The sequence below is a fragment of the Spiroplasma endosymbiont of Polydrusus pterygomalis genome (assembly GCF_964030825.1).
Classification (GTDB): Bacteria; Bacillota_I; Bacilli_A; order Mycoplasmatales; family VBWQ01; genus Spiroplasma_E.
The window spans coordinates 1,165,005-1,189,693 of record NZ_OZ034964.1 but is presented as its reverse complement, the minus strand read 5'-3'; the positions used below and the strand labels follow the sequence as shown (position 1 = coordinate 1,189,693).

The following is a 24,689-nucleotide window of genomic DNA, read 5'->3' as shown; positions in this document are numbered from 1 at the left end:
AAAGGGGTTTTGAATTATGAAATTAATTATTTTAAAAAATAAGACTGAGGTTGCTCAATTATTAAGTAAAATTATTATTGATATCATTAAAGTTAAACCAAATGTTGTTTTGGGATTAGCAACAGGTAGTAGTCCAATTGAGACATATGATTTATTAATAGCAGATGCTAAAAATAACAAAAGAGATTGATCAAAGGTAACAACATTTAATTTAGATGAGTATGTAGGTTTATTACCAGAGCATGAAAAAAGTTATCGTTATTTTATGAATCATCAACTATTTAATCATATTAAAAGTCTTAAGTTAGAAAATACATATCTTCCTAGTGGTATTGGTAATTTAGCACAAAATATAGTAGATTATGAAAAATTATTAAAAACAAAGGGACCAATTGATTTACAAATTTTAGGTTTAGGGACTAATGGCCATATTGCTTTTAATGAACCAGGAACTCTTGCCAGTAGTAAGACACACATTGTTAATTTAACTAAAGAAACAATTGAAGCTAATAAAAGATTTTTTGCTAAAATTGAAGATGTACCAACAAGAGCTATTACTATGGGTATTGATACGATTTTACAAGCTAAGTTAATTGTTTTAATTGCCACAGGAATAAACAAAGCAAAAGCTATTTGTGAATTAATTGAGGGAAAAGTTTCTATAAAATATCCATGCACCTTTTTACAAAATCATGATGATGTTACAGTTATTATTGATGAAGAAGCGGCAACATTGTTAAAATCAAAAATATCAAAGAAAAATTAAGTTTAAGGAGCAGCAAATGGAACGCAAAAAAATTATTATTGGAAATTGAAAAATGTATAAAAACATTGATGAAACTAAAGATTTTTTAAATGGTTTTAATAAGTTAATAAAAAATAAAAATATTAAATGTGATTATGGAATAGCAGCCAGTTTTACTAATTTATCTTTACTAAAAATAGATAAATCTTCTGCTTTACTTATTGTTGCTCAAAATTGTCATTATCAAAATGAAGGAGCATATACTGGTGAAATTTCAATTAAAATGTTAAAAGATATGGCAGTTAGTCATGTTATTATTGGTCATTCTGAACGTAGAATGTATTTTAATGAAGTAGATGAAACAATTAATAAAAAATTACAATCATTATTTAATGCTAATATGGTCCCAATTTTATGTTGTGGTGAAACTTTAGTTCAGTATGAAAATAAAGAAACTAATAACGTAATTAAAAAGCAAATTAAGTTAGCACTAGCAAATATTAAAGCAGAAAATATTGCGAAATTAGTAATTGCTTATGAACCAATATGAGCGATTGGTACTGGTAAAACAGCAACAGCACAGCAAGCACAAACAGTTTGTAAAATGATTCGTGAGTTTATTAGTGAATTATATAATAAAAATATTGCTGAGCAAGTACGTATTCAGTATGGTGGTTCAGTAAAACCTGATAATATTAAATTAATACTTGCTGAACCTGACATTGATGGGGCATTAGTAGGAGGTGCTTCGCTAATGCCACAATCTTTTTTTGATTTACTAATTTAACTCTATTTAAGTTAATAATTAAAAATAAGGAGTTAACTAAACATGGAATTATCAAAGATACAAATTAAAAGTATGTGAACAAAGCTAACAAAAAAAATTAAACATCGTGCTTTTCCTGCCACTACTTTTATTGCTGCTTTAAGCAGCAAGTCAGAAATTTTAGCATTATTTACTAAAAATGGTGAAGATACTAATCAGTTAGAACAAATTGGTTTTATCATTTGTACTAAAACTATATTTGCACCTAGTAGTGATGGTATTGTTAGTGATCAAGGTATTATTACTAATGAATATTTTACTGGTGAAATAATTGATGTTAATAATACGCTTATTGCTAATACTTATATTCATTTAGTTAAAGTTAATAGTGGACCAGTTGTTATTAATGATATTCCCTTATATTTAACTATGAATGAAAATTATCATCAATTATTAGTTAGTAATAAAATTGGTGCTAAGTTATTTGCTAATAATTTAGCAAAACAATTAAATTGTAAAATTTCTAGATTTAATTGTATTGTTATTAATGCCGAAAATTTTATTATCACTCTTAAAAATTTAAAGATAACTAGAAAAAAAATATTAAAAAGTGAATCAACTATTAATTTTTTATTAGCACAAAAATTGTCATTAGAACAGTTAGTTTTATGAAAAAATAAAAACAAGTATAATTATTTAAAAAAATTTAATAATGATGAGTTAAGAGAAATTATTAATTTGCAAAAAATAGCAGTGATTGCTATTAAAAATGATAGAAAACAATGAAAAATAACGCTAATTGCCGGTAATAAACAACGAATTGAAAATTTTTTTATTAATGTTAAAAAACCAATTATTATTGCCATTAATGCTATTAATAAAAAAATTAAAGCGATTAATGAGCCTGAAAGTATTCAACCAATCGCATCAATTACTAATGTTACTAATTATCAAGAGTTGTGGCAATTACAAAAAATTCATAAAAAATTATTAACATCATTTTCAAAATGACGAGTAGTTTCACAAGATATTTTAGAGAATTTATCACAAACTTTTGCTTATGGTTATTATTCGGAGGTAATTGATAATTTGAAGATTGCTCATTATTCTTTTAATAATGATTTATTAGATTATAATTTAATGGAAATTAAAGGTCGTAACTTATTAGTTAATGCTAATAACACTATTTTGTTTCTTTCTAATAATATTATTGATAATCCTAGTATGGTTATTTTATTAAGTGAAGATTTAAAAGCCATTTGTGATTTAAAAACAATAGTTGCTAAAATTGAAAAGAAACAACAAATTAAAATAGTTTTTAAAAATGATATTGTTATTTTTAGTACTAATAATTACCAAAATATTACTGATTTTATTACTAAAATGATTATTATTTTTAAAACTGATAATTTTAAACATCAGTTACAAGTTGTTAAATAAAATATGAGGTGAAATTTATGAAAGCAAAACAACCAATATTACTTTGCATTTTAGATGGTTTTGGTATTGCCAAATCTAGTGCAACAAATACTATTAGTTTAGCAAAAAGACCAAATTTAGATTATTTCCTTAAAACTTATCCACATACAGAAGTTTTGGCTTCTGGTTTGGCAGTTGGTTTACCAGAGGGGCAAATGGGAAATTCGGAAGTTGGGCATTTACAAATTGGTGCTGGTCGAGTGATTTATCAATCATTGACATTAATCAATAAGTCAATAAGCGATAAAACATTTTTTAAAAATCAAACAATTTTATCTGCCATCAATCATGCCAAAAATAATAATAGTCATTTGCATATTATTGGTTTATTAAGTGATGGTGGAGTTCATGCTCATATTAATCATATGTTGGCATTATTAGAAATTGCAAAGCAACAAAACTTTAAAAATGTTTATTTTCATGCTATTTTAGATGGTCGTGATACGAAAGCTGATATTTCTAAGATTTATATTGAACGATTATTAAAGACAATGAAGCAATTAGGTATTGGTACTCTTGCAAGTATTGCTGGTAGATATTATGCTATGGATCGTGATAAACGTTGAGATCGTTTACAAAAAGCATACGATGTTATGGTTAAACATCAAGGAATTTCATTTAGTGATCCTATTGCTTATATTAATGCAGAGTATAAGGCTGGTCGTAATGATGAATTTATTATCCCTGCTTATAATCTGCAAAGTAATAATGCAAGAATTACTGATAATGATAGTATTATTTTTGCTAACTTTCGTCCTGATCGTGCTATTCAATTAGCATCAGCATTAACAAATAAGCAATATGATTTTAATATTAATATGAAAATACCACCATTAAAAAATACTTTTTTTATTTCAATGATGGAATATGCCAAAAGTGTTAAAGCACAAGGTATTATTTTTCCACCTGTGGCAATCGTTGCTGCTTTAGGTGAGTGATTAAGTAAAAATCAATATCAACAGTTGCGAATTGCCGAAACTGAAAAATATGCACACGTAACTTATTTTTTTGATGGTGGTGTTGATATTGAATATCCACTATCGACAAGAATTTTAATTCCTTCACCAAAACTAGCAACTTATGATTTAAAACCAGAAATGAGTGCTCGTGAAATTACTGTTTGTTTAGAAAGTGAAATTGCTAAAAATATTTATGATGTTATGATTTTAAATTTTGCTAATCCTGATATGGTCGGTCACACAGGTATTTTAAAGGCAACAATTACTGCCATTGAAGTTATTGATGAGTGTCTTGGCAAATTATATCAAGCACTAAAAAAAGTTAATGGTATTTTAATGATTACTGCTGATCATGGTAATGCTGAAATTATGATTGATAAAGAAGGAAATCCTAATAAAAAACATACATCACAACCAGTACCATTTGTTATTTGTAAAACAGGATTAAAACTAAAAACTGGTGGTTGTTTAGCAAATATTGCTCCTACATTACTAGAAGTTTTGGATTTAGCTAAACCAGCAGCAATGACTAGTGAGTCGTTAATTAAAAAATAATATTACTTTGTTTTTATTGTAAGTGCTTGTTTTAATAATATAAAAGTATTAAAATATAGCCATATAAATTAAATATAGTGTTGGCCCTTTTATTTTTTTAAATAAATAAAGGGGTTATTATATTTAGTTTCTAGATTTTATTGTGCTTATTCAAATATGGAGGTAAAATATGCCATTATCAGAGCAATCAACAGCAATCGAAATTGAAGTTCTAAATAATTTTTTACAAGCATCACTAAGTTATCCAAAAGATAACTCATTACCAGATATAAACTTAAATAGTTTAGATTTTAATGATATCAGAAGGAAATTAGATGATAGTTTAAAGGAAAATATTATTGAGTATGTATATCTTGATCACGAAAAAAATTTAATAAAAGAAAGTAATCAAAAAAACGTTAGTAACGTTAGTGTTATTCAAAAAGCATCATTATTATCTGATATTGTTTTGGCGTTGTTGAAGCCATTAGTAATAATCAGAAGCAATTCAGATATTGCTCAAGCACACTTATATCGTAAATTAACGGAAAATAATCAAATTATTCTGGAATATTTAGGAAAAAAAGAACTACCAGCATTATTACTACCTATACAATCATCCCCCGATTTGGCAAATGATAAAGCAGATGAAGAAAATTTAAGAAGCGATAACATTAATATTATTCGTAGACCTAAACCAATTATGACTTTATCGTTTGCCGAAAATGGAACATGTTATTTAGTTATTGATAGTAAAGAGAAAACAATTGTTCCAACGGATGCTACTGCTACTCAACACTTTAAAAATTTTGTAGTAAATAATTGTCCTTGTAATGGTAGTTTAAACATCGAAGTAGATGAAAGTGGAAAGGTTATATGTGCATATACTATTAATAACGAAACAGCAAAGAAAAAGTACATAGAAATTAAGCAAGATTTAATTGATAAAATTGAAAAAGTAGTTGCTACTGCATATTCTTTACAAATGAATATTAGTAATGTACCTACTCCATCAAAATCACTAGTAACAGAAAATAATTCTTTTCCTGTCAGAGAAGTTAATGCTAGTGCATCTACTGTTACTACAACACCACCATTAAATACTAATACTAATCAAAATAACAAGATTCCAACAGCATCATAAATCTTTTTAGTTGGATAATATTAAAGGAGGAATAACAATGCCACGCATAAGTTTAAAAGTATTTAAAAAAATTATAAGTAGTAAATATAGTGAGCAATCAACTAATATTCAAAATGTTCTTATTGAAATAGGAGATGACTTATATGCAAAATCAGAAACACTTGCAATTTTAAAAACAGTAACTCCTGTTATTAATCCATTAACAGTAAAAAAAATAGTAAGTTTAAATAGTGATCAAAAACTAACGATTGATAGTGCAATATCTACTAATACCTTTATTCTTGATGAAGAGTTAACTGAGGATGAAAAGCATTTATTTCAAAAAGATCAATTACTTTTTGTTGAAGATGATCATGATAATACTAAGATTAAAGTATATAAAATTTTATTTAATGAATCTGAGGGTGAAAATTCTGCTGAATTAGTAGAGTTAAGAGCAATACCATTAACAACATTTAATGATTTATTTATAAATTCTGGACTTTTTAAAGATGATAATTTAATTTTTCAAAAGATTAATACATTATTACAAGATTCAAGTATTCAAAATTCATTTTATGAATTAGTTTGAAATCAAGAGCATTTTAATGCGATTGATTATTCTTCGAATATTGCAGTAATTAAAGATTTTAAAAAACACTTAAAACTAAATAATGTTGAAAAAGATTATTTTTTTTATCGTCAAGGAAACGAAGTTATTATTAAAAATATTAGTAATCCTAATGATACTTTTAAAGTCCAGATCAATGTTAATACTATTAACAATAATGATATTCTTTATTTAAATAAAAGTGCTGGAGAAAATGGCGAGGTTTGTTGAAAAGTTTATAAAATAACTAAAACAATTATTCCTGGTTGAATTTATAATAATGTAAAATATCAAGCATATGAGGTTCAAAGTTTAACTGACCAGGAGTTTAATGATTTATCAGATTTATTAAGTATTATTCCACAATCAGGATTTACTATAAGTGCAGAAAATGATAATGGATTAGCATCTTGTTTGACAACAGAACAAAAAAATATTGGTAGCGCTGGTGTTTTTTATTGTAAAAAAAGATGAGAAAATCCATCAGAACGGGAAACATTATCTGAACCTTTAGCAATTGCTGATGATAATGTTGCTACAATTAGGGCAGTATTTGCAAACAAGAGTCAAGAAGGTTTATATAGTTTAGTAATAGCAGATGATAAAGTAAAAATAACAGATCTTAAGTCAGAGCCAGAAAATCTTTTTTTTGAACAACCACTTTTTCCAGAAAATAAAAGGGATTGATCGCGATTGCTTAATACTAATAGACATTATAAAAAAGTATATTTTGTAAAAAATTTAAATAATGATTTAGTAGAAAAATGAGTAGTTAATAATGAACAAGATCAATTGCAATGCGTTCAAATAGTTGAATTAGCAGATTTAAGAAAAAATTTTGCTAATAATAACTTATTTTATGTTCCCGAGTTGATAGCTACTGAAGGTATTCATTTAGGAGAAAATGGAGCAGAAGTAGCAGCAAATGCTAGTCAACATCATGCTACAACTTCATCAGCAGTTGCTATTTATAATGTTATTAATTTAAAGTGAGATAATGGTATCAAAATGTGAAATTTAAATGTAACAACTCATGAAAATACATTAGATACAAAATTAAAATTTGAAGAAAAAGAAAGTTTAATTTTAAAAAAAATAATGACAGCAACTAATAATGCTAATACTGTTATTTTATTTAATAAATATGATGGCAAGTTTTTACGTGCATATTATATTAATGAAAATAATAAAAAAGTAAATTGTTCTAACATATTGACAACTGAAGAGAAAAACTGTCTTAGCAATATAAATAAAAAAGCAAAAGAAAGAGTAGAAAAACCAATAGTAGTAAATCCTAAATGTTATAGTAAGAGTAATGATAAGATTTTTAAATTAAGTTATTTTAATAATAAATGACATGTTTTATGTACTGAAAAATATGAAGTAACTAAACAAATAAAAGCTGAAATAAAACTTACTGAAGAAGAAGGTGATTTATTATCAAAATTAGTTTATTATTCTCGTGATATTGATATTACTTTTGATAAAAATAATAATTTTAAAGTGATAAAATATGTAAACTTTTTAGATAAAGATGAATCTAGTTTTATCAAAAATGATAGTTTATTAACTGATGTTAATAGCAAATTATTACAAAAAGTATTTACAGCTATTAATGATAAAGAAAATTTAAAACCAGAAAACAATGATCTACAATGAAAATTATGGGATTGCAGTACTAACACTACTGTTAATAATATTTCAGTTCCAGCAGTCACTGACTCTTCAGATATTCCCGTAACATTGTAATTAAATAATTAAATCCTTATTATTTAATAAGCACAAATAAAAAATATTTGTGCTTATTTGATTTTAAACAATATTTTTTCTGTATAATAATTAGTAAAATATTAAAGAAAGAAGGAACTAGCAAATATGTCTTGCATTATTGATATGAGAGCACTACAAGTAATAGACTCAAGAGGAAATCCAACGATCCAAGTTGAATGTTGAACTGAAGATGGAGGATATGGACTTGCTTTAGTACCATCGGGTGCTTCAACAGGAACAAGGGAGGCTTTAGAATTACGAGATAAAGATGCCAAAGTTTATGGTGGACTTGGCGTTAGTAAAGCTATTAAAAATATTAATGAAATTATTGCCGAAGCAATTATTGGTTTAGAAGTTACTAATCAACGATTAGTTGATCAAACGATGATTAAATTAGATGGAACAGAAAATAAAACAAAGTTAGGTGCCAATGCTATTTTAGGTGTGTCTTTAGCAGTTGCCAAAGCTGCCGCTGATGAGTTATACATACCTTTATATACATACTTGGGTGGTGTTAATGCTTGTCAATTACCAGTACCAATGTTAAATGTAATTAATGGTGGTGCTCATGCTGATAATAATATTGATTTTCAAGAATTTTTAATTATGCCAGTTGGTGCTAAAACATTTTCTAAAGCAATTCAAATGGCGTCTGAAACTTTTCATGCTTTAAAAAGTATTTTAAAAAGTAAAGGTTTAGTTACGGCAGTTGGTGATGAAGGTGGCTTTGCTCCTAATTTAAAGTCAACTGAAGAAGCATTAGATTTAATTGTTGAAGCCATTAAAAAAGCAGGGTATACTCCAAATAAAGATATCAAAATTGCCATTGATTGTGCTTCATCAGAAATTTATAAAAATGGTAAATATGTTTTTGGTAATAAAGATGGTAAAAGTAAAAATACTGAAAAGTTATTAACTTCAGCACAACTAGTAGATTATTTAGTTGGTTTAACTAAAAAATATCCAATTATTTCAATTGAAGATGGTTTAGCTGAAAATGACTGAGAAGGATTTAAATTATTGTTAGAAAAAGCAGCGGGTAAATTCCAAGTTATTGGTGATGATGTATTTGTTACTAATCCAAAAATTATTAAAGAAGGAATTATTAAAAACATTGCTAATTCAGTATTAATTAAGTTAAATCAAATTGGAACATTAACTGAAACTATGGAAGCAATTGAAATGTGTCAAAAAGCGGGATGAACAGCAGTAGTTTCTCACCGTTCAGGAGAAACTGAGGATACAACTATTGCTGATTTAGCAGTAGCTTTTAATACTGGACAAATTAAAACAGGATCAATGTCACGAACTGATCGAGTTGCTAAATATAATCGTTTATTAACAATTGAAGCTGATTTAGATGGCCAAGCTAAATTTTTAGGTAATGATGTATTTTATAATATTGATTTATTAAAAATAAACTAGTTGTTTATATTTTAATAAATTTAACCGCACTTTGCGGTTAAATTTACTTATTGTCCTTTTTAAGTTTAACAGAATTATACATATTATTACTAAAATAAATAATATAATTAGAAGAGAGGATGACTAAATATGCAAGAATTAAATAAAAGAAGAATTGGAATCTTAACTTCTGGTGGTGATGCACCAGGTATGAATAATGTTATTAATGCAGTACATAAAACTTTTCGTGGTATCAATCATGAAAATAGTAAAAGTACTACTGGTGATAAAAGACCGTTTGAATTAATTTTAATTAAAAATGGTTATAGGGGAATAATAACAAATGATTTTCATGTTATTGATAACAATTGAGCAAATTTAATTGATTTGGGAACTGAAATGGGGGGAACAATAATTGGTTCTGCTCGCTTTAAAGAGTTTGAACAAGAAGAAACTCGTAAAAAATGTATTGAAATTTTAAAAGCAAAAAATATTGAAGGATTAATTGCTATTGGTGGTGATGGTACATATACTGGTTTGCAAAAATTAAGTAATGAGGGAGGTATTCAATGTGTAGGGATTCCTGGAACTATTGATAATGATATTAGTTCCAGTGAATTTACTATTGGTTTTGATACTGCGCTTAATACAATTGTTGAAAATCTTGATAAGATTCGGCAAACCGCTAATTCTCATGCGCGAATTATGATTGTTGAAGTAATGGGTCGTAATTGTGGTGACCTTGCTCTTCATAGCGCTGCTGCTGCAAATTGTGATTTATTAGCAACTAAAGATTTAGGAATTGGTGAACAATCATTAATCGATATTATTAAACAGTTATATACTAAAAAACAACGTCGTTCATTAGTAATAGTAGTGGCTGAACGTCAATATGATGTTAATAAAATAGCAAAAATTATTGAAAAAGATACTGAATGTGAAACAAGAGCAGTAATATTGGGTCAAATTCAACGTGGGGGAAAACCAAGTGCATTTGATCGTTATTTGGCAACAATGATGGGTATTTTTGCTGCCGAAAGATTTGGTAATAATAGTAGTAAGTCTAGTGTTTGTATTGGATTACAAGATAATAAATTAGTAGCTATTGAAATTCAAGATGCGTTAAACACACCTACAATCAATAAAAATAATGTTACTAATAAAATATTACGTTTATCAGGAGTTCTTCTTAAGAAGAATACTTAATAATAAAGAGGTGAATAATTTGATATCAATTATAAAAAGAACTAAGTGTGTAACTACTTTAGGACCAGCATCAAATTCTGCTGATATTATTCAACAGTTAGTAGAAAGTGGTTCTAGTTGTGCTCGTTTAAATTTTTCTCATGGTAGTCATGATGAACATTTAGCAAGAATTTTAATGATTAAACAAGTATCAAAACAATTAAATATGCCAGTTGCTATTATGTTAGATACAAAAGGTCCAGAGGTAAGAACTCATACTTTTATCAAAGGTAGTGCTGAAATTAAAAAAAATGAAATTATTATGATCATTGACAATGAAGAAATTATTGGTACTCCAGAAAAATTTTCAGTAAATTATTCCAATTTAGCAAAAGACATTAAAGTTAATAATAACTTATTAGTAGATGATGGTAAATTAACATTGAAGGTTACTGCTGTTAAAGATCATACTGTTATTTGTCAAGCATTAAATACACATACGATTAAAGATCGTCGTGCCATTAATATTCCAAATGTTAAATTATCATTACCTTTTATTTCTGAAAAAGATAAAGCAGATTTAATTTTTGGTTGTCAGCAAAAAGTAGATTATGTTGCTGCATCATTTGTTTGTTCAGCAGCAGATATTAAAGCAATTCGTAAAGTTTTAGATGATAATGATGGTAAACATATTCAAATTATTGCTAAAATAGAATCGCAATTAGCAGTTAATAATTTTGATGAAATTTTAAAAGAATCAGATGCAATTATGGTTGCTCGTGGTGATTTAGGAGTTGAAATTCCTTTTGAAAAAGTACCTTTTTTAGAACGTGAATGAATCAAAAAGTGTCATAATGTTAACAAGCCAATAATTGTTGCGACACAAATGTTAGATTCAATGATTGATAATCCACATCCAACACGTGCCGAAGTTACTGATGTTTGAATTGCTATGAATTGAGGAGCAACATGTACGATGTTATCAGGCGAATCTGCTAATGGAAATTATCCAATATTATCAATTGCAACAATGAGTAAAATTCTTGTTGATGCTGAAAGTCATCAAGAACAAAGTAAAGTTGCAGCTGATTTATTATATGGAAACGATCAATTAGTTGCCAAAACTATTAAAATAATTATTGAAGAAAAACCACAATATGTAATTACTAATAGTCAAGATAGTAAATACATTTTAACAATTGCTAATGCTCATTTACCAGTTTATATAATTCCAATTGTTGAAAATGTTATTAATTATAATAAATTTGCAATAAATTCTGGAATTTATACTTTTTTAGCTAATGAAGGTGTTTCATCAATAGCATTAGGTAATCCTACACAACTAGTTAAAAGTATTAGTAATAGTTATATAATTCCTACTAAAGCAAAAGTATTAGTAGTAGATGTTAATAATAGTACTAAACCTTTTACAACTTTTATTGCTAAATAACCTAGTACTACTGAGGTAAATTAGAAAAGGAATTAGGTAAAAAATATGAAAATTAATGTAAGTAAACTAGATGGTAAAGTAATAACTTATCATATTGAAAAACCAATTACTGGTTATCAATTATTAAAACAAATCAAGGAAAATATTGATTCTTCAATTGTCGCTTTTACTTTGAATGGACAATTAAAGGATTTATTTTGAGAAATTACCGATGATGCTGAAATTAAGTTTATTAAAAAAGATGATGTTTTAGGATGAACTGTTTTGAATTATGGATGTGCTATGGTTTTAGTTCATACTATTAAATTAATGTATCCCCAAGCCTTAATCACTATTGCTGGTACTAATGAAAATGGTTTTTATTTAGATTTTGATTATCAAAAAAGACTTTCTAATGATGAATTAATTAAAATTGAAGCAAAAATGCGTGAAATTTTAATAAAAGATCTTAAAATTAAAAGTGTTTGTCAAACTAAAGAAGAAGCTTTAAAAACTTATCAAAATAACGCTTTTATTTTAGAGTATATTAAATTAAATCATGTTAATGGATTAAACTATTCATATTTAGTTGATAATAAAACATTAGTAGCAGCTTCAGGTGTTGCTGTTAATAGTTCTGCATTAATTAAAGATTTTAAATTATTAACCATTACTGGTGCCTATTGATTAGGAAATGATAAAAATAAACAATTACAACGTATTTCTGGCATTTGTGATTATTCAAAAATAAAATTAGTTGAGAAACTTGATGAACTTGAAGAACGTAAAAATCGTGATCATCGTAAATTAGGTAAAGAATTAAGTATCTTTACCTTTAATGATGATTGTGGTAAAGGTTTACCTATTTTCTTAGCAAATGGTATGGTTATTAAAAAAGTTTTACAGGAATATTTACGAAAGCAAGAATTTATGTGAGATTATCAAGAAGTAGCAACTCCAGTTTTAGGTTCTGTTGAATTATATAAAAAAAGTGGTCATTGAGATCATTATCGGGAAAATATGTTTTCGCCAATTAAAAAAGAAAATGAACAATTAGTATTAAGACCAATGACTTGCCCACATCACTGTATGATTTATAAAAGTATCCCTCGTAGTTATAAAGATTTACCACTACGTTTAAGTGAACATGCTTTATTATATCGATATGAAGCAAGTGGTGCTTTAACTGGCTTAGAACGAGTAAGAAGTATGGAATTAACTGATTCTCATATTTTTGTTAGACTTGATCAAATGAAAACAGAATTTAAACGTTGTTATCAATTAATTGCTGAAGTTTTAGCAACTTTAAATATTAATATTGATTATTTATCATTATCATTACGAGATCCTGCTGATAAAGAAAAATATTTTAATGATGATAAAATGTGAAATCAAGCAGAAACAGCATTGCGTGAAGTACTTGATGAATTAAAATTACAATATAAACCAATGTTTGGTGAAGCTGCTTTTTATGGACCAAAATTTGATGTTCAAATTAAAACAGCATTAGGTCATGAAATTACAATATCTACTATTCAATTTGATTTTTTATTACCAAAAAAATTTAATTTAACTTATATTGATGAAAATAATAATGAAACAAATCCAGTTATTGTTCATCGTGGCTTAATTGGTACCTATGAACGTTTTATTGCTACCTTATTAGAACAAAATAAAGGTGTTTTTCCACTATGATTAGCACCAAGACAAATTGCGATTTTACCAATAAATGAAAAAGTCAAAACTTTAGAATATGCTCAAAAAATATTGCAGGCATGTAAAAAACATAATTTACGTACTGAAATTATTAGTAGTGGCACTATTAGTAAACGAATTGTTGAAACACAAACACAAAAAATTCCTTATCAAATTATTATTGGTGATAAGGAAATCAAAAATAACAACTTAAGTTATCGTCAATATGGACAAAAAGAAAGTAAAGTTGTTGTTTTATCACAATTTTTAAAATTATTGGTAACACAAGTTGAAGATAAAATATAAATGTAAAATCATTTAAGATTAACACTTAAATGATTTTTTATTAATTATTATAGTTTAATTGTTAATGATTCAATACTAAAATTTACAACAAGTTTTTATATAGAAAAAATATTTATTTTTTAGTATTATTTTCATTGACATTAGGTTTTGTTTTCTGTAAGATACTTATTATGCCCAAAGCTAAGTGGGTCAATTAGAAAAAACGATCTTTGAAAACTAAATAGAACAAGAATTAATCCGTCAATTTTTATTTAAAATTAAATAAGTCAGACATTATCTTTTAACAAAAAACAATTTTATTGAGAGTTTGATCCTGGCTCAGGATTAACGCTGGCGGCATGCCTAATACATGCAAGTCGAACGAAAGTAGCAATACTTTAGTGGCGAACGGGTGAGTAACACGTATCTAACCTACCATTTAGTGGGGAATAACTGTTGGAAACGACAGCTAATACCACATATGTTATTTATTTGCAATAATAAGTAATAAAAGGAGCATTTGCTTCGCTAATTGATGGGGATGCGGCGCATTAACTAGTTGGTAAGGTAATGGCTTACCAAGGTAATGATGCGTAGCCGATCTGAGAGGATGAACGGCCACATTGGGACTGAGACACGGCCCAAACTTCTACGGAAGGCAGCAGTAGGGAATTTTTCACAATGGGCGAAAGCCTGATGGAGCAATGCCGCGTGACTGATGAAGGTCTTCGGATTGTAAAGGTCTGTTGTAAGGGAAGAAGTGCTAGCAAAGGAAATGATGTTAGTATCGACCATACCTTACCAGAAAGCCACGGCTAACTATGTGCCAGCAGCCGCGGTAATACATAGGTGGCAAGCGTTATCCGGATTTATTGGGCGTAAAGCGTGCGTAGACGGTTTTGCAAGTCTGAGGTTAAATTTAGGGGCTCAACCCCTAACCGCCTTGGAAACTACATTACTAGAGTATAGGAGAGGTTAGTGGAATTTCATGTGTAGCGGTGGAATGCGTAGATATATGAAGGAACACCAGTGGCGAAGGCGGCTAACTGGCCTATTACTGACGTTGTGGCACGAAAGCGTGGGGAGCAAATAGGATTAGATACCCTAGTAGTCCACGCCGTAAACGATGAGTACTAAGTGTTGTCATGAGGCAGTGCTGTAGCTAACGCATTAAGTACTCCGCCTGAGTAGTATGCTCGCAAGAGTGAAACTCAAAGGAATTGACGGGGACCCGCACAAGCGGTGGAGCATGTGGTTTAATTCGAAGCAACGCGAAGAACCTTACCAGGTCTTGACATACCTTGCAAAGCTATAGAGATATAGTAGAGGTTAACAAGGATACAGGTGGTGCATGGTTGTCGTCAGTTCGTGTCGTGAGATGTTTGGTTAAGTTCAGCAACGAACGCAACCCTTGTCCTTAGTTGCCAGCATTAAGTTGGGGACTCTAAGGAGACTGCTAGTGTAAGCTAGAGGAAGGTGGGGATGATGTCAAATCATCATGCCCCTTATGACCTGGGCTACACACGTGCTACAATGGCTGATACAAAGAGTCGCTAAACTGCAAGGTCAAGCAAATCTCAAAAAGTCAGTCTCAGTCCGGATTGAAGTCTGCAACTCGACTTCATGAAGTCGGAATCGCTAGTAATCGCGAATCAGCAATGTCGCGGTGAATACGTTCTCGGGTCTTGTACACACCGCCCGTCAAACCACGAGAGTTGGCAATGCCAGAAGTCGGTGTCCTAACCGTAAGGAGGGAGCTGCCAAAGGCAGGGTTGATGATTGGGGTTAAGTCGTAACAAGGTATCCCTACCGGAAGGTGGGGATGGATCACCTCCTTTCTATGGAGTTTAGTTTCAATTAAGAAACCAAGACAACAAGAAAAATTAGGTCGATGACTTATTGGAATAGTTCTTTTGTTCTATTTAGTTTTCAGGGATTGTTTTCTCTGAGCAATTGTTCTTTAAAAACTGGATAATAGACATCTTTTAAAAAAAATAAGATAATTTTTATCTTGCAATAGGATATTCTAAAAATAAATTATTAAGAGCGTATGGTGGATGCCTTGGAATTGGAAGACGATGAAGGACGCGATTACCTGCGATAAGCTTCGGGGAGCTGGAAATAAGCTTTGATCCGGAGATGTCCGAATGGGGAAACCCACTATCTTTAATCAGATAGTACTGTCCAATGAATTCATAGTTGTGCAGAGTGATACCTAGAGAATTGAAACATCTTAGTACCTAGAGGAAAAGAAAGCGAATGCGATTCCCTTAGTAGCGGCGAGCGAAAAGGGAGCAGCCTAAACCAGTCATCAGATTGGGGTTAGAGGACTGTCTTATAGGTTTGGCCTATAAAGAGTTACAAAATTTATATATAGCAGAAGTTGTTGGGAAGCAACGCCATAGATGGTGATAGCCCAGTATGTGAAATGTATAAATCTCTTTGACAGCATCCTGAGTACGGCGAGGCACGTGGAACCTTGTCGGAATTTGCGCAAACCACTGCGTAAGGCTAAATACTAACCAATTACCGATAGTGAACCAGTACCGTGAGGGAAAGGTGAAAAGTACCCCGAGAGGGGAGTGAAATAGTTTCTGAAACCATATGCTTACAACAAGTCGGAGCCCGTTAATGGGTGACGGCGTGCCTTTTGTAGAATGAGCCGGCGAGTTACGATTACATGCAAGGTTAAGTTGAAAAGACGGAGCCGAAGTGAAAGCGAGCCTGAATAGGGCGTTTAGTATGTGGTTGTAGACCCGAAACCAGGTGATCTAGCCATGAGCAGGTTGAAGTTAATGTAACAGTTAATGGAGGACCGAACCAACGTTCGTTGAAAAGACCGTGGATGACTTGTGGCTAGCGGTGAAATTCCAATCGAACCTGGAGATAGCTGGTTCTCCCCGATATAGTTTTAGGACTAGCGTCAGAATTAGTGCAATGGAGGTAAAGCTCTGAATGTATGATGGCCCCACCTCGGGGTACTGAATGCAATTAAACTGCGAATGCCATTGTTATATGTCTGGCAGTCAGTCTATGGGTGATAAGGTCCATGGACGTGAGGGAAACAGCCCAGATCATCAGCTAAGGTCCCCAAATCAATGCTAAGTGGAAAACGATGTGGAATTGTTCAGACAGCTAGGAGGTTGGCTTAGAAGCAGCCATCCTTTAAAGAGTGCGTAACAGCTCACTAGTCGAATGATTCTGCGCGGAAAATGTACCGGGGCTAAGCATTGTACCGAAGCTATGGGTCTATATATATGTTGTTTACATATATTGTGGGCGGTAGGGGAGCGTTCTAATCGGCGACGAAGTTAGACCGGAAGGACTAGTGGAGCATTTAGAAGTGAGAATGCCGGCGTGAGTAACGATTGAAGGTGAGAATCCTTCATGCCGATTGACCAAGGTTTCCTGGGCTAGGTTCGTCCACCCAGGGTTAGTCAGGGTCTAAGGCGAGGCCGAAAGGCGTAGTCGATGGATAACAGGTTGATATTCCTGTACCACCATGGTGACTGATGGAATGACGGAGAAGGCTAAAATGTCCCAGTGGTTGGTAGTGCTGGGCTAAGTACAAAGAGGGTTGTGTAGGCAAATCCGCACAGCGTTAACCTTGAAGTATAATGGGGAGTGAACGGTTCGCTTAGTAACGAAGCATTTGATGCCAAACTTCCAAGAAAAGTTTCTAAAGACATCATCATGGTGCCTGTACCGAGAACGGACACACGTGGTCAAGGAGAATATCCTAAGGCAAGCGAGATAACTATAGCTAAGGAACTCTGCAAAATAACCCCGTAAGTTAGCGAGAAGGGGAACTCATATTACTATGAGTCGCAGTGAAGAGGTCCGGGCGACTGTTTAGCAAAAACACAGCTCTCTGCTAAGTCGTAAGACGATGTATAGGGGGTGACGCCTGCCCAGTGCTGGAAGGTTAAAGCGATTTGTTAGCGTCTCAGCGAAGCTTTGAACTGAAGCCCCAGTGAACGGCGGCCGTAACTATAACGGTCCTAAGGTAGCGAAATTCCTTGTCAGGTAAGTTCTGACCCGCACGAAAGGCGTAACGATCCGGACGCTGTCTCGGCTATAGACTCGGTGAAATCTTAGTACCTGTGAAGATGCAGGTTACCCGCGATTAGACGGAAAGACCCCGTGGAGCTTTACTACAACTTGATATTGAATTTTGGTGTAGTTTGTACAGCATAGGTGGGAGACGGTGATATGCAGACGCTAGTAGGCATGGAGTCACCATTGGGATACCACCCTTGCTATATTGAAATTCTAACTTGAGACCATAATCTGGTCTAAGGACAGTGTCTGGTGGGTAGTTTGACTGGGGCGGTCGCCTCCTAAAAAGTAACGGAGGCGCCCAAAGGTACCCTCAATATGAATGGAAATCATATGTAGAGCGCAAAGGTAAAAGGGTGCTTGACTGCGAGACATACAAGTCGAGCAGGAACGAAAGTTGGGCTTAGTGATCCGGCGGTGCTGTGTGGAAAGGCCGTCGCTCAACGGATAAAAGTTACCCCGGGGATAACAGGCTAATCTCTCCCAATAGTTCATATAGACGGGGAGGTTTGGCACCTCGATGTCGGCTCATCGCATCCTGGAGGTGTAGTCGCTTCCAAGGGTTGGGCTGTTCGCCCATTAAAGCGGTACGCGAGCTGGGTTCAGAACGTCGTGAGACAGTTTGGTCCCTATCTGTCGTGGGCGTAAGAAATTTGAGGAAAGCTGTTCCTAGTACGAGAGGACCGGAATGGACCTACCTCTGGTGCACCAGTTGTCACGCCAGTGGCACAGCTGGGTAGCTATGTAGGGCATGAATAAGCGCTGAAAGCATCTAAGCGCGAAATCAGTTCCAAGATGAGATTTCTCATTCGAAAGAAGTAAGATCCCTTGAATACTACAAGGTTGATAGGTCAGGTGTGTAAGCATAGTGATATGTTCAGCTAACTGATACTAATAGATCGAGGATTTATTGAAGAATACATTCGCTATTGCAAATCAAAAGTAATCAAATTTAAAGATGTCTGTTTCTAGTTTTTAGGGAGCAATTGCTAAACTATTTGGTGTCCATGGCGGAGTGGTCACACCTGTTCCCATCTCGAACACAGCAGTTAAGCACTCCAGCGGCGAAAATACCAGTACTGGGAAAATAGCACGATGCCAAATTTTTTTATTTTTTTACTAATCTTAATTTTAATATTAAGATTTTTTTATTTTTAGAATTAGTAATCAAAGTTAAGAAAGACTATTTTATTTGTATTATCACTGAAAAAATAGAAAAAAATGTTAATATTTATGTAAAATCAGTAGTTAATTATTATTTGTAACAGTTTAAGGAAGAGATGATTTTATGAATAATGATAAAAAGGGAATTTTACACCCTTTTATTAAGTATTTAATTGAAACTAAACAGTTAGAAATAATTATTGAAGAAGAATCTAATAATTTATTTATTGAAAAAAATGAAGATTAATATTTTATAATTATTTTATTTTGCTTATACGTTCTGCTATTGATAAATCATTTTTTGTTCATCAATAAATAGTAATAATAAGTCCAATTATTGATAAATAACTTATGTATTGTAGTAAACTAGCAAATCCATAAATTAATTTTTCTTTATGATTTGCATTAACATTAATTCCTGTAATAAGTTCACCAATCGAATTAATATTAAAAATTCATAAAATAGCATTAATAATAAATAAAAAGTTATTAACTAAACTTTTAATGAAACGTTTTAATTTCATTTTTACTCTTCCTTTTTTAAAATTAATTGATGTTAATAATTTTAACATTTTTTTAATTCCAATATATTTATTATTTAATTTTTTTATTTTAAAATTCAATAACTATTTAATACAAAAAGTGTTAAAACAAATTTATATTAATCAATAATAAACTAATAAGTTGATTAATAATATAAATTTCTATTATTAAGATTCGATTAAGGAGAACGAAGGAGAGATAGATTTTGTATTATTTCAATAATAGTTTTTGATCTATTGTTTTAGTTTTAAACAAATATGTTTTTAATGGGTAAAGGAGAAAAATGGATGATTGAAAAAATTAAAAAATATTAAAATTAAATAATAAATAGTGATGATGATGAAAAAAATTCATCAATTAATGTTAAATATGAAAATTCAAAATAACATTATTAGTTTGTTAAAAACTGTTAATTTTAATGAATTAAAAGATTATGATTATCATATTTTAATATTAGCTATTGAAAATAATTGTATCGATGTCGTTAATTATTTAATAGCAAATAATATTAACGTTAATTATTTTAATGAAACAGTTTTAATGATAGCAAATCGAAATCATCACATAAGAATAGTGAAAATAATTAATCAAGTAAATAGGTTAAAAGATAAAAATTTATTAAATTCTAAAAAAAATAATAAATAAAATTATTAGTATTTTAATAGATAAAAAATTGGGATTATCCAAATAAAATTGAAGCAAAAATCTTTAACATAATTTATAAAACTGAACTTTATTTTAATAAAAAATTTAAACAACTATTAAAAAAATTTATCGACAAGAAAAGGATATGATACTTTGACACCATTAAATATAAAAGATTAATGTGATAATGATAATAGATTAAATATTTTAAAGTATTATCATATTTTAGATAATAATGAAGAATCTTTTAAAAAAGGTAAATGCTATCAATTTACAAAACCAATCGCTCTTGTTACAAGTAAATATCAATTATCATCTTCAAAAATATAAATTTAACAATAAGTAGTAATGATTTTATCTATTGCTATACAAAAAATGTTGTAATTTATTAAAAATCTATTATAATGATATTTGTCATAAAGAAAGTAGTATTTTACGCTCACCTGATAACTAAGTTGTTATAGGTTCAATGCTTTAAATTTTTATTTTGAAAATAAGGTTTTGTAATGGTGAGTGTGCAATTTAAGCACACTTTTATTTATGCAAATTAAAGGAGGTATGTATGGCTTTAAAAAATAATGATAATTTGTGAAATAGTAGTATTCCCTTTTATGAATTTTTAGTAATTGGTAATGATGGAGTTAATTATGGTTTAATGAAAAAGCAGGATGCTTTAAAAAAGGCAGAAGATTTGGGGTATGATCTATTATGCATATCACCAAATACTAAACCACCTGTTTGTAAAATGTTTAACTTTGATACTTATCGTTTTGAACAACAAAAAAAAGAAAAAGAAGCTAAAAAAGCACAAAAATTAACAATTATTGAAGAAAAAGAAATTCGATTAAGTGTTGTTATTGATAATAATGATATTAAAACTAAAGCAAATAAAGCCCGTAAATTTTTAAGTAATGGTAATAAAGTAAAAGTTACATTAAAATATCGTGGTCGTGAATTACATAATCCTGAAGCAGGTATGGAAGTACTTACAAAATTTTATAAAAAATTAGAGGATGTTTGTATTTATGATAAAAATTTTGATAAAAAAGAAAAAAATATACAAACTATTTATCTTTTTCCAAAAAAGAAAAATCAAGAAGGTTAATTATTAGGAGGTAAAAAATATGCCAAAAATGAAAACAAAAAAAGCTTTAACAAAACGAATTAAAGTAACAGGCAGTGGTAAATGAATGCGTAGTCGTGCCTTTGTTTCTCACTTAGCACAAAATAAAACAACAAAACAAAAACGTCAATTACGTGGTTACAGTGAAGTATCTGCTTCTGATTATAAACGTTTAAAAGATTTAATTTAGGAAGGTGACAGTAAAATGGCTCGAGTTAAAGGTGGTTATACAACTAATCATCGTCGTAAAAAAGTATTAAAAGCAGCAAAAGGATATTATGGAGCAAAACATAGTTTATATCGTACCGCAAATGAACAAGTAATGAACTCATTAGTTTATGCTTATCGTGATCGTAAAAATTGTAAGCGTGAATTTCGTAAATTATGAATTCAGAGAATTAATGCCGTTGTTCGTAATTATGATTTATCATATTCACGTTTTATTAATGGTTTAAATAAAGCTAATATTAATCTTAATCGTAAAATATTATCTGAATTAGCAATTAATCAACCAGAAGAATTTGAAAAATTAATTTTAGTATCAAAATCTGCATTAGCAAAATAATAAAAGAACATCTATAGTAGTCTCAATATAGATGTTCTTTTCTTTAATTGCATAAGTGTTGACTGTCATTTAACACATACTTTAATTGGATGTAGCAACATAACATAGTTTTATAATATATTTTAATCATTTAATATTTGCTGTATAAAAAATATATAGATAGCCATGTATTTTGATTTAGAAAAATATTTATTATATATGTATATCTTTATTATTTACAATTGATATGAAATTGTAAATGTGCTTTTATATTTAAAATTATGATTAATTTGATTTATTTTAAATTGATTAGCAATGTACTAACTCGAATTTTAGTTTCTTTTGAAGAATGGTGACATATATGTTAAATATATGTCACCATTATATTATTAGGATAATAAGAACTAGGTTCAGTTCTGACATAAAATTTATTTAATTGAAAGCTATCTTGTTCTATTAAATTAGCTAAATCTTCTAAACTAAGCAGATTTTAGGCATATTAATTTCTTGTTTGGCGTTTTCTAATATAAAATTAAATTCTTCATTAAACATTTGATTTTCTTTTTTAGAATACTATTTGTTTTAATATTTGATAAAGTTGGTACTGCAATAATTGATGAACTTGACAATAATCCAATAGTTTCAAAAATACTTAGAAATTTTTTCATAGTTTTTTATCGCCTTTCATTAATTTAAATTAATAACTTTTTTCTTTAAAAACTTTATCAAAAATATAATTAACATTTATTAAAAAATATGTAATATAACATTAGTGTCTTTAATAAGAAAATTGTTAAAAAAATATTTTTTATCGTTATAATTAGAAAAAATGAAAGTAATAAAAAAATCGTTACGATGTGGTAACAATTAAGTATGATAATTAATTGTTACCACATATAGTGAATAACTTTAGAAGAACAAAGAACGGAACATGATTTAGCATTGTGCATTAAAAAAACAATTTTAAAATATAGTCAATCATTAAACGTAATCAATTTAAGTCAATTTATTTAAAGAAATTATTAATTACAACTTGTAAAATATATAAAATTTGATATTATTTATCATTATTACACATATAAGTTTTTAATTCTATTATTTTACTTTTAAAATAATAGAATTTTAATGTTAAAAAGAAAATAGAAAAAAGGGAAAAACTGAAAAATTAATATCAGCTGTTAAAGAAGATAATTTGGAAATCATTAAAGCATTAATAGAAAATAAGGCTAATGTCAATCATGTAAATAGATATGGAAATACACCTTTGATGGAAACTACTAGAAATGGTAATTTATCAATAGTTAATTTGCTTGTCCATAATGCTGATGTTAATCAGTATGGTAATACTGCTTTAATGAGTGCTGTTCAAAAAGGTAATTTAGAAATTGTTAAGGCATTCAAAGAAGTTTTAATTTATCAAGAATATGAAAAAATATGAATCAAAATTTAGAATCATTAAATTTACCAAATAATTTAAAAAAGACAAAAATTAATCATCAACAAATAGGTATGATAAACTCTCAGCTTCAAAATCACAAAAAAATGTAAACGAGAGAAAGTATTACCATTAAGTTGCAATAATTACTCTAATGAAAAACTAATTAAAATTGTGATATTTTTAATGATTATAAAAAAATATTTTTTATCACAAATTTTGTTTTATATTAATTTAATGGTAAAATTAAAAAATAAATTTGCTTCTTATACTATAAAGAAAAAAAATTTAAAAAATATTTAGGGGCTATTTATGCACATTGTTACTCTCGGATTTTTTGATGGTAATCCACAAACAGTTATTAATCCTTTATTTGGTATGTATTATTGAATTGGATTAACTATTTCATTTATTTTAATAATTAGTTTATTTATTTTTAAAAAATTTTATGTTAATTTAAGTAAATCTTATCTTTTTAAATGAAATTTAGGTATTTTTCAATTATTTTTATATATTAGTTTTTATGTTGTTCACGGTTTGAGTGGTGATAATTATTATTGATATGATTATTTTCCCTTTCAATTATGTTCAGTATTAAATCTTACTAGTTCAATACTGTTAATGATACCTAATAAAAGTTTATTTAATATGACTTTTCCATTAATTGGTCCAGTTATTTTGGCATTTTTATTACCTGATAAAGCTAAATGAGTATTTGGTCCTCAACATTTTCTTTATTGAAATTATTACTTAATTCATATTATTATTATGTTTTCTTATTTATTATTATATTTATATGGTCATATTGAATATGAGAAAATATATATTAAAAAAAGTATATTATATTTAACTTTATTTGGTGCTGGTGTTTTTATTTTTAATACTTCTTTTGGCACTAATTACTTATTTATTGGTAGTGCTGGCTATACAGCAGGTTTTGGTAAAAAAGTATTAGATACTTCAGTGTGATTACCAATTTTTCGTTTTATATTTATGTCGACTGTTGGGATTTCATTATTAGGGTTAACATATATTTTTATTATAAAAACGTTTGTTCCTTTTTATATTGAAAAAGGAACAAAGATTAATCCTATTTATGAAAATAAAAAAACATTAATAACAAAATTTTCTTCAAAGTTTAAATTTTGAAGAAAAAAAGGCAAAAAAATGTTAATTAATAGTTAAAAATAGA

General features: G+C 29.1%; 19 protein-coding genes and 3 rRNA genes. 20 read left to right on the top strand and 2 right to left on the bottom strand.

The window, feature by feature from the left end:
- Window positions 1-16 precede the first annotated feature (16 nt).
- From nagB to ACQH25_RS05780, 14 genes are all read left to right on the top strand, one after another.
- Window positions 17-766 carry a glucosamine-6-phosphate deaminase gene (nagB, locus tag ACQH25_RS05845; RefSeq protein ID WP_425381080.1) on the top strand — a complete coding sequence of 250 codons (750 nt, stop codon included), beginning with the start codon at window positions 17-19 and terminating at the stop codon, window positions 764-766.
- Window positions 767-782: 16 nt separating this feature from the next.
- Window positions 783-1,532, top strand: coding sequence for a triose-phosphate isomerase (gene tpiA, locus ACQH25_RS05840; protein WP_425381079.1), 750 nt, complete (start codon window positions 783-785; stop codon window positions 1,530-1,532).
- Window positions 1,533-1,574: 42 nt separating this feature from the next.
- Window positions 1,575-2,951, top strand: coding sequence for a hypothetical protein (locus ACQH25_RS05835; protein WP_425381078.1), 1,377 nt, complete (start codon window positions 1,575-1,577; stop codon window positions 2,949-2,951).
- A gap of 17 nt (window positions 2,952-2,968) precedes the next feature.
- Window positions 2,969-4,504: a 2,3-bisphosphoglycerate-independent phosphoglycerate mutase gene (gpmI, locus tag ACQH25_RS05830; protein ID WP_425381077.1), complete on the top strand. Its 1,536-nt coding sequence runs from the start codon at window positions 2,969-2,971 to the stop codon at window positions 4,502-4,504.
- 169 nt (window positions 4,505-4,673) lie between these two features.
- The gene (locus tag ACQH25_RS05825; RefSeq protein WP_425381076.1) at window positions 4,674-5,627 is read left to right on the top strand and encodes a hypothetical protein; all 954 of its coding nucleotides are present in this window, start codon (window positions 4,674-4,676) and stop codon (window positions 5,625-5,627) included.
- A 37-nt stretch (window positions 5,628-5,664) separates the two neighbouring features.
- Window positions 5,665-7,965: a hypothetical protein gene (locus ACQH25_RS05820; protein WP_425381075.1), complete on the top strand. Its 2,301-nt coding sequence runs from the start codon at window positions 5,665-5,667 to the stop codon at window positions 7,963-7,965.
- A 126-nt stretch (window positions 7,966-8,091) separates the two neighbouring features.
- A complete protein-coding gene (gene eno, locus ACQH25_RS05815) occupies window positions 8,092-9,411 on the top strand; it encodes a phosphopyruvate hydratase (protein WP_425381074.1) in 1,320 nt (439 codons plus the stop codon).
- 129 nt (window positions 9,412-9,540) lie between these two features.
- Complete coding sequence (locus ACQH25_RS05810) at window positions 9,541-10,596, top strand: ATP-dependent 6-phosphofructokinase (RefSeq protein WP_425381073.1); 1,056 nt, start codon at window positions 9,541-9,543, stop codon at window positions 10,594-10,596.
- Window positions 10,597-10,615: 19 nt separating this feature from the next.
- Window positions 10,616-12,025 (top strand): pyruvate kinase, encoded by a 1,410-nt coding sequence (pyk, locus tag ACQH25_RS05805; RefSeq protein WP_425381072.1) that lies wholly within the window; start codon window positions 10,616-10,618, stop codon window positions 12,023-12,025.
- A 45-nt stretch (window positions 12,026-12,070) separates the two neighbouring features.
- A complete protein-coding gene (thrS, locus tag ACQH25_RS05800; protein WP_425381071.1) occupies window positions 12,071-14,005 on the top strand; it encodes a threonine--tRNA ligase in 1,935 nt (644 codons plus the stop codon).
- Window positions 14,006-14,300: 295 nt separating this feature from the next.
- Window positions 14,301-15,822: ribosomal RNA gene (locus tag ACQH25_RS05795) — 16S ribosomal RNA — on the top strand.
- A gap of 192 nt (window positions 15,823-16,014) precedes the next feature.
- Window positions 16,015-18,958, top strand: a 23S ribosomal RNA gene (locus ACQH25_RS05790).
- An 82-nt stretch (window positions 18,959-19,040) separates the two neighbouring features.
- Window positions 19,041-19,147, top strand: a 5S ribosomal RNA gene (rrf, locus tag ACQH25_RS05785).
- The 16S, 23S and 5S rRNA genes sit together here, the layout of an rRNA operon.
- A 184-nt stretch (window positions 19,148-19,331) precedes the next feature.
- Window positions 19,332-19,454, top strand: coding sequence for a hypothetical protein (locus ACQH25_RS05780; RefSeq protein WP_425381070.1), 123 nt, complete (start codon window positions 19,332-19,334; stop codon window positions 19,452-19,454).
- Window positions 19,455-19,464: 10 nt separating this feature from the next.
- On the opposite strand, the gene ACQH25_RS05775 is transcribed toward ACQH25_RS05780, so the two are convergent.
- Complete coding sequence (locus ACQH25_RS05775) at window positions 19,465-19,779, bottom strand: hypothetical protein (protein WP_425381069.1); 315 nt, start codon at window positions 19,777-19,779, stop codon at window positions 19,465-19,467.
- Window positions 19,780-20,110: 331 nt separating this feature from the next.
- On the opposite strand from ACQH25_RS05775, the gene ACQH25_RS05770 reads away from it, so the two are divergent.
- From ACQH25_RS05770 to rplT, 4 genes are all read left to right on the top strand, one after another.
- The gene (locus ACQH25_RS05770; protein WP_425381068.1) at window positions 20,111-20,395 is read left to right on the top strand and encodes an ankyrin repeat domain-containing protein; all 285 of its coding nucleotides are present in this window, start codon (window positions 20,111-20,113) and stop codon (window positions 20,393-20,395) included.
- A gap of 562 nt (window positions 20,396-20,957) precedes the next feature.
- A complete protein-coding gene (gene infC / locus ACQH25_RS05765; RefSeq protein ID WP_425381067.1) occupies window positions 20,958-21,500 on the top strand; it encodes a translation initiation factor IF-3 in 543 nt (180 codons plus the stop codon).
- Between the two features lie 19 nt (window positions 21,501-21,519).
- The gene (rpmI, locus tag ACQH25_RS05760) at window positions 21,520-21,708 is read left to right on the top strand and encodes a 50S ribosomal protein L35 (RefSeq protein WP_425381066.1); all 189 of its coding nucleotides are present in this window, start codon (window positions 21,520-21,522) and stop codon (window positions 21,706-21,708) included.
- A gap of 15 nt (window positions 21,709-21,723) precedes the next feature.
- The gene (rplT, locus tag ACQH25_RS05755) at window positions 21,724-22,083 is read left to right on the top strand and encodes a 50S ribosomal protein L20 (protein WP_425381065.1); all 360 of its coding nucleotides are present in this window, start codon (window positions 21,724-21,726) and stop codon (window positions 22,081-22,083) included.
- A gap of 500 nt (window positions 22,084-22,583) precedes the next feature.
- On the opposite strand, the gene ACQH25_RS05750 is transcribed toward rplT, so the two are convergent.
- The gene (locus ACQH25_RS05750) at window positions 22,584-22,730 is read right to left on the bottom strand and encodes a hypothetical protein (RefSeq protein ID WP_425381064.1); all 147 of its coding nucleotides are present in this window, start codon (window positions 22,728-22,730) and stop codon (window positions 22,584-22,586) included.
- A 497-nt stretch (window positions 22,731-23,227) separates the two neighbouring features.
- Here ACQH25_RS05750 and ACQH25_RS05745 point away from each other — a divergent pair, with 497 nt between their 5' ends.
- Window positions 23,228-23,512, top strand: a complete 285-nt coding sequence (locus tag ACQH25_RS05745; RefSeq protein ID WP_425381856.1) for an ankyrin repeat domain-containing protein — start codon at window positions 23,228-23,230, stop codon at window positions 23,510-23,512.
- A gap of 297 nt (window positions 23,513-23,809) precedes the next feature.
- Window positions 23,810-24,682 carry a hypothetical protein gene (locus tag ACQH25_RS05740; RefSeq protein WP_425381063.1) on the top strand — a complete coding sequence of 291 codons (873 nt, stop codon included), beginning with the start codon at window positions 23,810-23,812 and terminating at the stop codon, window positions 24,680-24,682.
- Window positions 24,683-24,689: the final 7 nt, after the last annotated feature.